Below are 12,945 nucleotides of genomic sequence, written 5' to 3' on the forward strand. Positions count from 1 at the left end.
CCAACCCGGCCACCCCCAGCACCGCGCAGACCACCACCACGCGCCTGGACGTCCGCCGCGGCGTGCCCACGACCGTCACCGACACCAACTCCCGGGTGACGACGCTCAGCTACGACGCCCTGGGGCGCTCCTGGCAGGTCTGGCTGCCCAACCGGGTCACCTCGTTCGACCCCACCTACGAGTTCCAGTACCGCGTCACCGACGGACAGCCGGTAGCCGTCACCACCCGGACTCTCAACCCTACCGGCACGGCACGTGACTCCAGCATCACCCTCTACGACGGCTTCCTTCGCACGCGTCAAACACAGGAGCTCGGCCCCAACAACGGCCGCCTGCTGACCGAGACCCGCTACGACGAGCGTGGACTGGTCTCCAGGCAGTTCGCGACCTACTACGCCACCGGCGCGCCGCAGCAGAGCATCTTCCGACCGAGTGACACCCAAGACATCGAAAGCCAGGCCTGGCACACCTACGACGCACTCGGCCGGGAGACCGAGGTGCGTCAGATCGCCGGCCTGAGCGACCGCGCCGAGGTTCTCGGCATCACCAGCACGAGCTACCACGGCGACCGCACCACCGTCATCCCGCCGGTCGGTGGCACGGCGACCACCACCCTGTTCGACGCCCAGGGCCAGAAGACCGAACTGCGGCAGCACCGCCAACGATCGGCCACCGCCGCCTACGACAGCACCCGCTACACCTACACCCGCGCCGGCCAGCTCGACACGTTGACGGACGCGGCGGGCAACCGCTGGACCTATGACTACGACCAGCTCGGGCGCACCATCGAGAGCACGGACCCGGACGCCGGTCGCGTCACGAGCGCCTACAACGACCGCGGGGAGCTGACCACCCGCACCAACGCGCGCGGCACGCTCGCCTACGGCTACGACAACCTGGGCCGCCAGACCCAACTCCGCGAGAACTCGTCCACCGGCCGCCTCCGCGCCGAATGGGTCTACGACACGATCTCGCGGGCCGAGGGCCAACTGGCACGCTCCATCCGCTACGGCGACGAGGGACAGGCGTACGTCAACGAGGTCCAGAGCTACGACGCCCTGTACCGGCCGATCCTGAGCCGGGTCGTCATCCCCTCGTCCGAGGGCGCGCTTGCCGGGAGCTACCAGTCACCCACCATCTACAACGAGGCCGGCCTCGTCATGAGCATGGGCCTTCCCCTGGCGGGCTCGCTGCCGGCGAGGGCCGTGACGTACACCTACGACGAGCGAACCCTCTGGCTCAACAAGACGGCGAACGTCGCCTTCGGCTCGAACATCACGTACTCGCCGACGGGCCTGCCCGAGCGGTACCTGCTCAACCAGAGCGACAGCGGTCCGACGGTGTCGGTGACCCACGGATTCGAGCAGGGTACCCAGCGCCTGTCGACCACGCGGGTCAGCAGCGAGAACGTCAACGGCGTCGACCGGAGCGAGGCCTACTCCTACGACGAGATCGGCAACGTCCTCTCCATCGCCGACACCTCCCGCTCCGGCACCGACGTCCAGTGCTTCCAGTACGACCACCTTCGGCGCATGACGGAGGCGTGGTCCCAGTCCACCAACGGCTGCGCCACGACCCCCTCCGACTCCGCCGTCGGCGGCCCCGCACCCTACTGGCACTCGTACACCTTCGACCTGTCCGGCAACCGCCGCACCGAGACGCTGCACGAGCAGGACACCAGCCGCACCTACGACTACCCGCAGCCCGGCACGCCCCGCCCCAACGCCGTCACGTCGGTCACCCAGGAGGCGCCGGGCGTCACCTCCCTCGAGGAGTACGGCTATGACGAGGCGGGCAACACCATCAGCCGCCAGATCGGCGGCGACACCCAGGAGCTGACCTGGGACGCGGAGGGGCACCTGGCATCCGTCGAGGAGGCCGACAGCTCCGCCACGTCCTACCTGTACGACGCGGACGGCAACCGGCTCATCTCCCGTTCGTCCACGGAGACCACGCTCTACCTGGGCAACACCGAGGTCACCCTCGAAACCGGCTCCACGGCGCCTCGCGCGACCCGCTACGTCGACCTCGGTGGCGGCAACACCGCCGTCCAACAGGACGACGGCTCCGTCTCCTACACCATCGCCGATCATCACGGCACGGGCCAGCTCGCGATCGACGCCGTGACCATGGAGCTCACCCAGCGGCGCACCCTGCCGTTCGGCGACATCCGTGGCCCGACACCCTCCTCCTGGCCCAGCAGCCGCGGCTTCGTCGGCGGTGTATCCGACGAGACGGGCCTGACCCACCTCGGCGCCCGCGAGTACGACCCAGGTCTGGGCAGGTTCATCTCACCGGACCCGGTCCTGGTGACCAACGATCCGCAGCAGTTGAACGCCTACCAGTACGGCGCCAACAACCCGGTCTCGGTGTCCGACCCGACGGGAACGATGCTGCCGGAGTGCTGGTCGGGCCAGTACAACTGCAAGAACGACCGCAAGGGCGCACTCAAGGACATCGACTTCGGCAAGAACTACGGCCGCGAGACCGCCGCGGCCGGCGGTACGCCCTCTCCCACCTGGGTGGCCCAGCAGAACGATCTCGCGCAGGGCTGCCGTAACGACCCTGGCTGTGCGGGCACTCCGCGGCAGCTCTCCCTCCGCTACGAGAACGAACGAAGCACCGGCTACCTCCGAGCAGCCGAAGCGGCAGCCGCCGCTGCCGAGAACCGTCCATGGTACGAGACGGCATGGAGCATCACGGCGGACCTGACCGGCCTCACCGATGCCTGGAACTGCGTCTCCCAATTCGACGGCATGGCCTGCGCGATGACCGGCGTAACCGTCCTGACGGGCGGCAGCGGCCGCGGAGCTGCCCTCGCTCTGCGCTACGGCGACGATGTCCTAGGTGCCGCACGCCACGTGCAGGACGCCATCGGAGGCCTTCGCCGCACCCCGAGTTGCCCCACCGCCAACTCGTTCACGGCCGGCACCCAGGTTCTGATGGCCGACGGCACCACCAAGAACATCGAAGACCTCGAGATCGGCGACGAGGTTCTGGCGACCGATCCCGAGACCGGCGAGACGAGCGCCAGAACCGTCACGGCCGAGATCCTCGGCTCGGGCGAGAAGCACCTCGTCACACTGACCATCGCCACCGACGAGGGCACCTCAGCCACCATCACGGCAACCGACGGCCACCCCTTCTGGGTCCCCGAACTCGACGACTGGATCGACGCCGACGAACTCACCCCCGGCACCTGGCTCCAAACCAGTGCCGGCACCCACGTCCAGATCACGGCGGTACAGCAGCGGACCACTACCACAACCGTCCACAACCTCACCGTCGCGGCCGACCACACGTACTATGTGCTGGCTGGCGCCACTCCCGTTCTCGTTCACAATTGTGGTGGTGGGGTCACTGTCTATCGAGGTGTTCCGGAAGGCCACCCGGGATTTGACGCTGCAGTTGACGGGTCAGCAGTTCCTCGCGGAGGTACGGCTTCAGCCGAAGCGCACCATCTTGGTAATACTGATAGCCCTTACACGAGTTGGTCTACGAGTGACGCTGTGGCCCGTCGAGCGGCCACTCGTGGAGAGAGCGGAGTGGGTGTCGTTCTTGAGACCAGGATTCCGTCGGGGCGCCCGCACATTCACGTTAATGATCAGCCGTGGGTTGATCCAGATTTGAGAGGAGAGTTCGAAGTGCTGATTGAAGGGCCTATGCAAGGCAACCCGCAGCCAGTTTGGAGGCAATGGTGACTGCACAGTCGATCACTAGGCGAAGAGTGGCTCAGCTTATTGAGCAGGCGGACGTAGGCGCTTCTGCACAGCTGGTCGGACAATTGACGCAGAATCTTTTCAGTAATCCAGATGCTGATGTGGAGGTCACCTTTCCCGACTCGCGCGAGTTGCTGGAAATCTATAGATACAGGTTTGAGTCGCTACCAGAATTTCGAGACATGCGTGTTGGGTGGGATTCGCTATTCCGGGCGCTCGGTCAACAGGAAGGGCGCGTCGGCCTGTTGTCGATAGTTTGCGGACCGTGGCGGGCAATCGTCATTCTGGATGAGTTCGCAGAGTCTGTCCTGGCGTGTTTGATTAGAGATCCGAACCAAAATGTGAAGTCAACCAGATAGAAGAACGCCGTCGAGGGGGAATTTTTGGCAGCAGGTTCGCGATATCGCCGATATCGCCCGCGTTGCGATTCGCTTTCAAGGGGGGCAGTGGGTGAAGTGGGTGTAAAACGGAAGGGGGGCAATATCCTAATCCGACTTCTGGCTCCAGAATTCTATCTAAAAGCGAGTAGCGCCGGAGTGAATTGAGGTGGGAATGCGTACTGCTGTGTCCTGCGGTATAGGTATGGCCATTACAGTCAGCCTGTTGGCCGGAGTGGCCGGGTCGGCATCGGCGGATCAGCCGGAACCGCGGTTGTCCGAGGTGAATACCGACGGCAGTTGGACGCCGCCACAGGTAGTCATGGCTCAGTTGCCGACGCAGTGCGGCGGAGTCTGTGCGCCAGGCACTCCCGAGCGCATGCGCACCCAGGAGGTCGCGGGCCGGTGGCAGTTCGAGAGCGCCGACTCCGGAACGACTCCGGACTCCTCGGCAAACGCCAACTCGCTGACGCTGGGCGGCGACGCGAGTATCGGCCCCGGATGGGTCGACTCCCACGCTCTCACTCTCGACGGCGTGGACGACTACTCCTACGCCGAGAACGTCCCGATTGACACCTCGGAGAGCTTCACCGTCAGCGCCTGGGCTCAGGCAGCCACCGTCCCGAGCGGGGGCATGACGCTCATGAGCGCGCTGGGGGCGAACAACAGTGCCTTCGTGGTGCGGTTCCAGCCAGACGAGGAGATCGAGGGCTGGGGACGTTGGGAGGTCGTGTTGCCGGACGCGGACACCCTGGGGGCCACGGAAATCCGGGTCGCACATACCCAGTTCCTCGACGTGCGGGACTGGAATCACGTCGCGGTGGTCTACGACGCGCCCCGCCGTCAGGCTCGGATGTACCTCAATGGTCTGCTTCAGGATTGGACCTGCTCGGATCCGCCCACCGAGTACTGCGGTCCGGTGTCGTGGGTCGACGGTGTCCTTACCTACCCGGCCATCGGGTCGCTCGAAGTGGGACGGGCCAGAGTCGACGGCTCCTGGGCTGAGCACTGGGGAGGCTCTATCGACGATCTGTGGTTGTTCCGGGGCGCGTTGAGCGACACACAGATCGCCGCGCTTGCCTTGCCGCTCTCTGGTGTTCCCACAGAGGTTCCGTGGGGCAGCGAGTGAATGGAGTGTCTGTCCCTTGCCCGTCTGGTCAGCATGGCTGGCTGGGCAAGGGCATGGGGAGGCGCTCTGAGAGCTGATGTGGACACGGTGGCGCTCACAACGGCGCGGTTTACGGTTTGCGGGACAAGGATCGTTGTTCTGGTGAGCAAGTTTCAACCCTTGGCCATGATAGCTGCAGATAACCCTGGTGCCTTTCTTGGCGCGGATGAGGCGTGCAGTGAGGGCGCACTTGACGCGAGTGACCTTGTGAGGGGGGAGCAGGCCCTTACCGAGTCCGGGTACGTCGTGATTCCGGAGGAGCTTCTCGCGAACCGCTATGACGGTGTCGCCCATCTGTGTTTTCACGGTTCTGGGGAACCCAGTTGGTGGGACCGGTTCTTCGGATCTTTCTAAGCGGCCTCGAGTGATGCCCCTGTGTGGAGAGTAGTGTGAGACATACGGACTGGGATGCCTCGGCTCAACATGTTCATTACGATCAAGACTCGCTCTATTTCGCGGTGCAAGCGCCGCCGGTGTCTGTTCATCGAGATTCCTTTTCTGATGATGAAATGTGTAGATTGCCTGAGGTGTTCGCTGAGGGATCCGTATCCAAGTCCGGAAGGCTTCGTATCCATGATTCCGATGAGCGGGCGGTCTTCACGGCCATCGTCAACCGCGGGTCGTTCGGGTGTCCGTCTTCGTGGACGAGGTCAATTGGCCGCTGTCTCACAACCCCGCCCGACTCCGTCGTCGGCGGCCCCGCACTCTACTGGCCTGGCCCTCGTGCACCTTCGACCTCTCCGGCAACCATCGCACCGAGACGCTGCGCGAGCAGGGTATCGGTGCGTGCGGGTCCTTACCCGGGAGATGGTTGATTCGTGGAGTTAGTGGTGCGGCGTCGAGTGATCAGGGTGCGCATATGAAGTTCACGGCAGCCCAGGGGCAAAGTGTCAAGGTGTGCTTTGAGCCCGTCGGAACCAGCTTCTCTTTGACTGATGGTGAGTGGATCTATCTGCGAACTCCCTCAGAGAACCTGACTTCCATTGAGGTCGTTTCGTGGCCCAATGGGATCGGCGTATGGGTTCCATACCCGGGTGACTACGTAATCGTCAGCTCGGAAGGTGAGGAACTGGATCGGCTCTGGTGCGCCACGATCTCAAGGGGATCGCAGAGAGGCCCAGTTAGTCACCTTTTCTGCCTGCGATTTTCGGATATTCCCTCGTTGGTAAAGGCGTGTGGGAGATGGTAGGAGTGTTGATGCGCACTGTTGTGTCATGCGCGGCAGGCCTGGGCATGGTCGCGAGTTTGCTAGTCGGTGCGACCGGACCGGCCCTGGCGGATCAATCGGAAACACCGCGGAATGCGGCGAGCGGAGACGGCGATCGCCCCCCGCCGCAAATATCCGTGTCTCAGCTGTCCATGGAGTACGGCGGGGCGTGCGCGCCAGCCGCCAGCCCCGCGCAGGTGCGTACTCCGGGTCAGATTTATGCCGCTGACGTCACCGATCCAGATGGTGACCGGGTGGCCGTGGAGTTCCGTGCCTACTGGGACACCGGCGACGGTCAGGGCAACATCGTCCGTTGGGCGCCGGGACTCACCACCTTCAAGGCGTCGGGGTCCGGTTTCTCGGGGACCCTGCCCAGTGACCTGCCGCACGGAGGCCACGTGCAGTGGGAGGCCCGCTCCTACGACGGTGTCAACTACTCGCCGTGGTCATCCGACGGTGACCAGGAGGCATGCAACTTCGTCTACGACACCAGCGTTCCGGCCCAGCCCACCGTCACCTCGCCCGACTACCCGGCGTCTGAGACAAACGATCCGCACGCCGCCTGGCGTGACGGCGTCGGAAAGTACGGCGAATTCACGTTCAGTTCCAGCGATGCCGACGTCAATCGCTACCTGTATCGCTACTCGGCGAGTGGTCAGGAGACGGTCGACGAGGAGATCGCCACGACCAACGGCGCTCCCAGAACCGTCCGGCTCTTCCAGGGGACTGCCGGCGTGCACCGTCTCGAGGTCAGCGCCCTCGACGCCGCCGGGAACTCCTCCGGGCCACGCATCTACGACTTCTACGTACTGGCCGGTGCACCCGAGCGCGCGGTGTGGGATCTCGACGAGGACATCGACTCCCCGGTGGCCGTCGGCGAGGGGGAAGCCTGGTCTGCCAGGTTGACGGGCGACGTCACGACGGGCGCCGAGGGCGTGTGGGGCAGTGGCCTGCGCTTCGGCGGCGACGACGGCTACTCCCGGGCGTCCAACTCGCTGGTCGACACGTCCCAGAGCTTCTCCGTCTCGTTCTGGGCTCGTCTTCCCGAGTCAGGAGCCACCGCCGGCACTGCGGTCTCGCAGGCCGGCAATCTGACCTCGGGCTTCGATCTCTCGGTCGATCCCGACAACGGCGGCTGGTCGTTCGGGCTGGCGTCGTCCGACGCGAGCGACGCGGCTACGACCCGGGTACGGCAGGACGCCGCAGCGCGGACGGGCGAGTGGACGCACGTCGTCGGCGTGGTCGATGTTCCCGCTGACGAGGTGGTGTTGTACCTCGACGGCGAACGCGTCGGCTCGGCGACGTTCGACCACGAGGTGTGGGCCGCACGCGGAGCCACCGGGGTGGGCGCCCGGCTGTCGGAGCGGACCCAGGGCCAGTTCTTCAACGGGGATCTGGACGAGGTGCAGTTCTACGACTACGGCGTGACCGGCGCCCAGGTCGCGGCTCTCACCGAGCACCAGGCGGTCACCTCCGGCGGGCGCCCCGCCGCCGCGATCTGGTCCTTCGACGAGCCGGCCGGTGCCACCAGCGTCTCGGGCCACGCCCAGCCGGTCACGGCCACGGCGAACGCCGGCGTCACGTTCGGTGCCGAGGGGGAGTTCGGCAACTCGGCTCGTTTCGACGGCACCACGGGCGCCGTCGCCGCCGGCCAACCGGTCATCGACACCGCCCAGTCGTTCGCGGTCTCGGCCTGGGTGAACCTGCCGGGCGACAAGGCCAACCGGGACATGGCCGTCGCCGCGCAGACGGCGGACGACGGGTCGGGCCTCGCACTCGTCCACGCGGCGGACGGACAGGGCTGGACCATGCGTCGCTGGAATGGTGGCGATGACACCGTCGTGGAGGCGAGCCAGTCCCCGTGCGGGGCGTCGGCGCCCGACTGTCTGGCGGCCGGCCTCGGCACCTGGACGCATGTCGTCGGTGTGCAGGACGTCGACGCCCAGGAACTCCGGGTCTTCGTCAACGGCGAGTTGGCCGGCACCGCGCCCTTCACGGCGGCCGCGCCGTCCACTGGAGGTCTGACCATCGGCGCCGCGCAGCACCACGAGGACGGCCTGGTCGACCACCTCGCCGGACGGATCGACAACGTGCGCGTCTTCGACCGGGTGGCATCGGCGAACGAGGTGCAGCGGCTGTCCGTGCGGACCCAAGGCGTGGGCGGGCGTTGGAAGTTCGAGGACGCCGAGGGCGGCACCACGCCCGACGACTCCGAGAACGACAACCCGCTGACGCTCGGCGGCGACGCCGGCATCGGCCCCGGGTGGATCGACTACAACGCCCTGGCGCTGGACGGCGCCGACGACTTCGCCGCCACCGACCGCATCACCGTGGACACCTCCGACAGCTTCACCGTCACCGCCTGGGCCCAGGCTGCCACTGTCCCCAGCGAGGGCATGACCCTCCTGAGCGCGCCGGGGAGCAATAACAGCGCCTTCACGGTGCGGTTCGTGCCGGACCCGGAGAGGGAAGGGCACGGACGGTGGGAGGTCGTCCTGCCGGACGCGGACACGCCGGGTGCGAGCGAGGTCAGAATCTCGCACAGCGGGTTCCTCGACGTGCGGGACTGGAACCACGTCGCGTTGGTCTACGACGCTCCCCGCCGAGAGGCACAGCTGTACGTCAACGGGAACCTGCAGCGTCTCGGCTGCTCGGATCCGGAAGGCGAGATCTGTGAGTCGGTCTCGTGGGCCGAGGACGTCATGACGTACGAGGCCACCGGATCACTTCAGGTGGGGCGTGCCGGAGTCGGTGGAGCCTGGGGCGAGCACTGGGCCGGTTCCATCGACGATCTGTGGCTTTTCGACGGGGCGTTGAACCACACACAGTTGAGATGGCTGTACGGCAGGTTCTTTGACACCCCGACGGAGGTTCCCCCGGGCGCCTGACCGGGATTCCTCACGCCGTCCACGAACGCGCCTGCCCGCGGGCAGGCGCGTTCTGGTGTGCTCGGGCGTATCCGTGGCTCCGTGGCTCCGTGGCTCCGTGGCCCGGTCGGGCAGGCGGATCAGCCGCGCTCAGGAGATCAGCGAGCGGCCGGTGGGTGACAGGCGCAGGGTCCGGGGAGAGGCGGACTGCGCGTGTTCGAGAGCCGGCAGGATCTCGGCTTGGGCCAGGGGGTGGTCCCGGACGGCGGTGAGGTGGCGGCGGTGGGCGTCCTCGTCGGGGTACGAGGTGATGACCGCGGCGACGTTCTCGCCGGTGCGGACGGGCAGCCTGGTGAAGGTGTTGGGCGCGGTCTCGGTCGTCAGGGCGGCAAGTGGCGCGGGGCCCGTCTCGTGGAGGAGGGGGAGGAGGCCGTCCTGGATCAGGGCGATGCCGTCCTGTTGGCCGGGCGGGAAGGACCACAGCATGGCGGCGACGAATCGCGCAGGGGCCGGGGCGCCGGCCGGGGGCCGCTCGGATGGGGAAGCGGCGAAGCCTCTGTCGGCCGAGAGGGGGCGCAGGAGGAGGACATCATCGGAGTCGAGCATGGTGGCGTTGGCCTGCGGGCCGTGCTTGGCCCAGACCGGGCCGTCGTAGAAGGCCGTCAGCGCGCGGTGGCGCGCCGGCATGTCGTGGAAGCCCCGTAGCCAGACGAAGCGGTCCGGGTCGTCGAGGTCCCGGAACTGGCCGAGCACCGTCATCCCGACCGCCTCCTGGGTCTCCACGAACTCCCGGTCGAACAGCTCGATGAGCTCGTCGCGCCGGCCGGGACGCAGCGTGTACTGGCGAAGCTCGATGACGGTGGGTGGCACGGTGTGCTCCTGTTCGGGTCTTACGGGTCCGGGCGTGGACCGACGGTAGGGGAGCCGTGTGCCAGGGGCTGTCAGGGTTTCCGAGGAGAATGCGTGCATGTCCGCTGGTCGACTGCTGTCGGTGCTGCTGTTGCTGCAATCCCGTGGCCGGGTGTCCGCGCGCGGGCTCGCCGCCGAGCTGGGGGTGTCCGTGCGGACCGCGTACCGCGACGTGGCGCGTCTCCAGGCCGCCGGCGTTCCGGTGTACGCGGAGCCGGGGCGCGGGGGCGGCTACCAGCTGCTCGACGGTTACCGCACCCGTCTCACCGGGATGAGCGAGGGCGAGGCGCGGGCGTTGTTCCTCGCCGGGCTGCCGGGCGCCGCCGCCGACCTGGGGCTCGCGGCGGAGGTGGCGGCGGCCCGGCTGAAGTTGCTGGCCGCGCTGCCGACGGGACTGCGCGACGAGGCGACGCGGACCGCGGCGGTGTTCCACCTGGACGCGCCCGGCTGGTACCGGGAGCCCGAAGAGACGCCGCATCTGCTGCTGTTCGCCGACGCGGTCCTCAACGGGCGTGTGGTGGACGTGCGTTACCGCCGCTGGCGGGCACCGCAGGAGGTGGAGCGCCGACTACGCCCCTACGGGCTGGTCCTCAAGTCCGGGGTCTGGTACCTCGTGGCCGCCGGCGAGAGCCGGATCGCGACCTACCGGGTCACCCAGGTCCTCGACGCGGTGCCGAGCGACGAACGGTTCGACCGGCCGCCGGACTTCGACCTGGCGGCGTACTGGTCGTCCTACCTCGACGACTTCCGGTCGCGCCGCTTCACCGGCACCGCCACCGTCCGCCTGTCGCCGCGCGGGCGCCGACGCCTGCCCGACAACGTCCCGCCGGAGGTGGTCCAGGCGGTCGACGCCACCGCGACCGCCGTCGGCGACGACGGCTGGGTCGAGGCCGTCATCCCGACCGAGAGCACCGCGCACGCGTGCGGCGAACTGCTGCGGCTCGGCATCGACGTGGAGGTCGTCGCGCCGGCCGAACTGCGGCAGGCCATGGCCGCGACGGTGGGCGCACTCGCCGGCACCTACGGGCTCGGGTGAGGGCGGTCGGAGGCCGGTGCGCGCCTTCGGCCGCATCCGCGCGCCGGTCGGGTATCGGTGCGTTCTGTAGCTGATCGGCTACAGCGGCTCTTGGGCGAGGCGGAGTTGCCGAACGTGATTGTTCAGGTGTTGCCGTTCGAGGCCCCGGTGAACGATCTGCTGGGCGGGTCGCTGACCATCCTGTGGCTGCCGGACGGCGAGGCGGCGGCCTATCTGGAGAGCAGCAAGACGGGGGAAGTGATCGAGGAACCGGAGGAGGTGGAACGGCTCAGGCTGTCCTACGATCGGCTGCGAGACCTCGCGCTATCGCCGCAGGACTCCGTGGAGTTCATCCGATCCCTGCTGAAGGACGGCTAGAGAATCATGCGAGCCCGTCGACCCGAGCTGAGTAACGCCCGCTGGCGGAAGAGCAGTTACAGCAACGGGGGAGACAGCAACTGCGTCGAGGTGGCGGACGGCTTCGCCGGGGTGGTGCCCGTCCGGGACAGCAAGGCGCCCGAGGGCCCGGCGCTGGTCGTCCCGGCCGGGGCGTGGTCCGCGTTCGTGCGGAGCGCGAGGCGCTGAACGGGGCCCGCGCGTGAGCGATCCCGGTTGGTACGACGACCGTCAGTACGAGGACGCGGTCCGGCGAGCGGACCGCACGACGTGGTTCGGCTGGGCGGCGATCGCCGGCACGGCGGGCGCGCTCGGCCTGCTTCGGCCGGCGTACGGCCCTGTAACGCGACCGGCCCCACATCAGGCGGGATCCCGTCCCGCAGAGGCCGTGGGGCAACCACTGGCCCATAACATCCATGCCATATATCATCAAGGTTATGGACAGCGGGCGGTACACGATCGAGGTCGAGCCTGAGGTGTGCCTCTGGCTGGAGAACATCCCCGCCCGCCACTACATCACCGCCGAGCAGAAAGTCGACCGGCTCGCCGAGAACGCCGCCACGCTCGGCGAGCCCTACACCCGCCATCTCGGCGGCAAGCTCCGCGAGCTGCGCTTCGACCTTGACGGCAACGCCCAGCGCATCACCTACTGGATCGCACCCGGCCGCCGCATCGTGCTCCTGACGGTGTTCCGTAAGACCAAGATGCGCGAGACGGCGGAGGTGGAACGCGCACATGCCGCCCAGGCTGTCTGCGAGGCCCGCCACGAACCGGCCGCCGAACACGCCGTCTACAGCCGCGACATCAAGGAGGAACTGCGATGAACCACGCCGAGTGGAAGACCCGCCGCCACCGCGAACTCCTGAGCGAAGCGGCCGAGGACAACCCCGAGTACGACCGCCTCTACGAAGAGACTGAGCTGGCTCACGATCTCGGCCAGATGGTCTACGACCGGCGCACCGCTCTTGGCCTGTCCCAGACCGAACTCGCCGAACGCTGCGGCATGAAGCAACCCCAGATCTCCCGCATCGAAGGCGGCGGCACCGTCCCCACCATTCCCCTTCTTCGGCGCCTGGCCCGTGCTCTCGACGCCGACCTGACCATCAACCTCACCCCCCACAGCAACGCCGCCTGACTGACCACCCGAAATTCCGGAGTAACGGTGGTCGTGATCAAGGTGCTCTGGTGACGGCGGACGCCCGATCGTGGCGGTCGACTGAGCGTCGGCCTACCGATCGCCGTCGGGGAGCAGGTCGGGGAGGGATGGCGGCTCCGTCGGTGTGGGCC

9 protein-coding genes are annotated in these 12,945 nt (G+C 67.4%); 8 read left to right on the forward strand and 1 reads right to left on the reverse strand.

Annotation, left to right across the window (positions count from 1 at the left end; translation table 11 throughout):
* The 3 genes from E1283_RS20000 to E1283_RS20020 form a co-directional block, all read left to right on the forward strand.
* Positions 1-3,701, forward strand: a 3,701-nt coding sequence (locus E1283_RS20000) for a polymorphic toxin-type HINT domain-containing protein (RefSeq protein ID WP_279571279.1), incomplete at its 5' end; no start/stop codon positions are given.
* A gap of 774 nt (positions 3,702-4,475) precedes the next feature.
* The gene (locus E1283_RS20005) at positions 4,476-5,225 is read left to right on the forward strand and encodes a LamG domain-containing protein (RefSeq protein WP_165956185.1); all 750 of its coding nucleotides are present in this window, start codon (positions 4,476-4,478) and stop codon (positions 5,223-5,225) included.
* Between the two features lie 1,236 nt (positions 5,226-6,461).
* Positions 6,462-9,359: a LamG domain-containing protein gene (locus E1283_RS20020; protein ID WP_132819474.1), complete on the forward strand. Its 2,898-nt coding sequence runs from the start codon at positions 6,462-6,464 to the stop codon at positions 9,357-9,359.
* A 129-nt stretch (positions 9,360-9,488) separates the two neighbouring features.
* Here E1283_RS20020 and E1283_RS20025 read toward each other — a convergent pair whose 3' ends face one another.
* A complete protein-coding gene (locus tag E1283_RS20025; protein WP_243744966.1) occupies positions 9,489-10,208 on the reverse strand; it encodes an NIPSNAP family protein in 720 nt (239 codons plus the stop codon).
* A 97-nt stretch (positions 10,209-10,305) separates the two neighbouring features.
* On the opposite strand from E1283_RS20025, the gene E1283_RS20030 reads away from it, so the two are divergent.
* The 5 genes from E1283_RS20030 to E1283_RS20050 all read left to right on the forward strand — a co-directional run bounded on the left by E1283_RS20030 (position 10,306) and on the right by E1283_RS20050 (position 12,793).
* The gene (locus E1283_RS20030) at positions 10,306-11,283 is read left to right on the forward strand and encodes a helix-turn-helix transcriptional regulator (RefSeq protein WP_132819476.1); all 978 of its coding nucleotides are present in this window, start codon (positions 10,306-10,308) and stop codon (positions 11,281-11,283) included.
* A gap of 57 nt (positions 11,284-11,340) precedes the next feature.
* A complete protein-coding gene (locus E1283_RS20035) occupies positions 11,341-11,640 on the forward strand; it encodes a Scr1 family TA system antitoxin-like transcriptional regulator (protein ID WP_279571280.1) in 300 nt (99 codons plus the stop codon).
* A 6-nt stretch (positions 11,641-11,646) separates the two neighbouring features.
* On the forward strand, positions 11,647-11,847 hold the full coding sequence (locus E1283_RS20040; protein ID WP_132819478.1) for a DUF397 domain-containing protein: 201 nt from the start codon (positions 11,647-11,649) through the stop codon (positions 11,845-11,847).
* A 248-nt stretch (positions 11,848-12,095) separates the two neighbouring features.
* Positions 12,096-12,482: a type II toxin-antitoxin system RelE/ParE family toxin gene (locus E1283_RS20045; protein ID WP_165956186.1), complete on the forward strand. Its 387-nt coding sequence runs from the start codon at positions 12,096-12,098 to the stop codon at positions 12,480-12,482.
* Complete coding sequence (locus tag E1283_RS20050) at positions 12,479-12,793, forward strand: helix-turn-helix domain-containing protein (protein ID WP_132819480.1); 315 nt, start codon at positions 12,479-12,481, stop codon at positions 12,791-12,793. Before E1283_RS20045 ends, E1283_RS20050 begins: the two co-directional genes overlap by 4 nt.
* The last annotated feature ends 152 nt before the right edge of the window (positions 12,794-12,945 follow it).

The organism is Streptomyces hainanensis, from assembly GCF_004348415.1.
GTDB classification, from domain to species: domain Bacteria; phylum Actinomycetota; class Actinomycetes; order Streptomycetales; family Streptomycetaceae; genus Streptomyces; species Streptomyces hainanensis.

Bases quoted from the DNA above. Each gene is read 5' to 3' on its own strand.
- E1283_RS20040 (WP_132819478.1), top strand. From the start codon at position 11,647: ATGCGAGCCCGTCGACCCGAGCTGAGTAACGCCCGCTGGCGGAAGAGC.
- E1283_RS20020 (WP_132819474.1), top strand. From the start codon at position 6,462: ATGCGCACTGTTGTGTCATGCGCGGCAGGCCTGGGCATGGTCGCGAGT.
- E1283_RS20050 (WP_132819480.1), top strand. From the start codon at position 12,479: ATGAACCACGCCGAGTGGAAGACCCGCCGCCACCGCGAACTCCTGAGC.
- E1283_RS20005 (WP_165956185.1), top strand. From the start codon at position 4,476: ATGCGCACCCAGGAGGTCGCGGGCCGGTGGCAGTTCGAGAGCGCCGAC.
- E1283_RS20030 (WP_132819476.1), top strand. From the start codon at position 10,306: ATGTCCGCTGGTCGACTGCTGTCGGTGCTGCTGTTGCTGCAATCCCGT.
- E1283_RS20045 (WP_165956186.1), top strand. From the start codon at position 12,096: ATGGACAGCGGGCGGTACACGATCGAGGTCGAGCCTGAGGTGTGCCTC.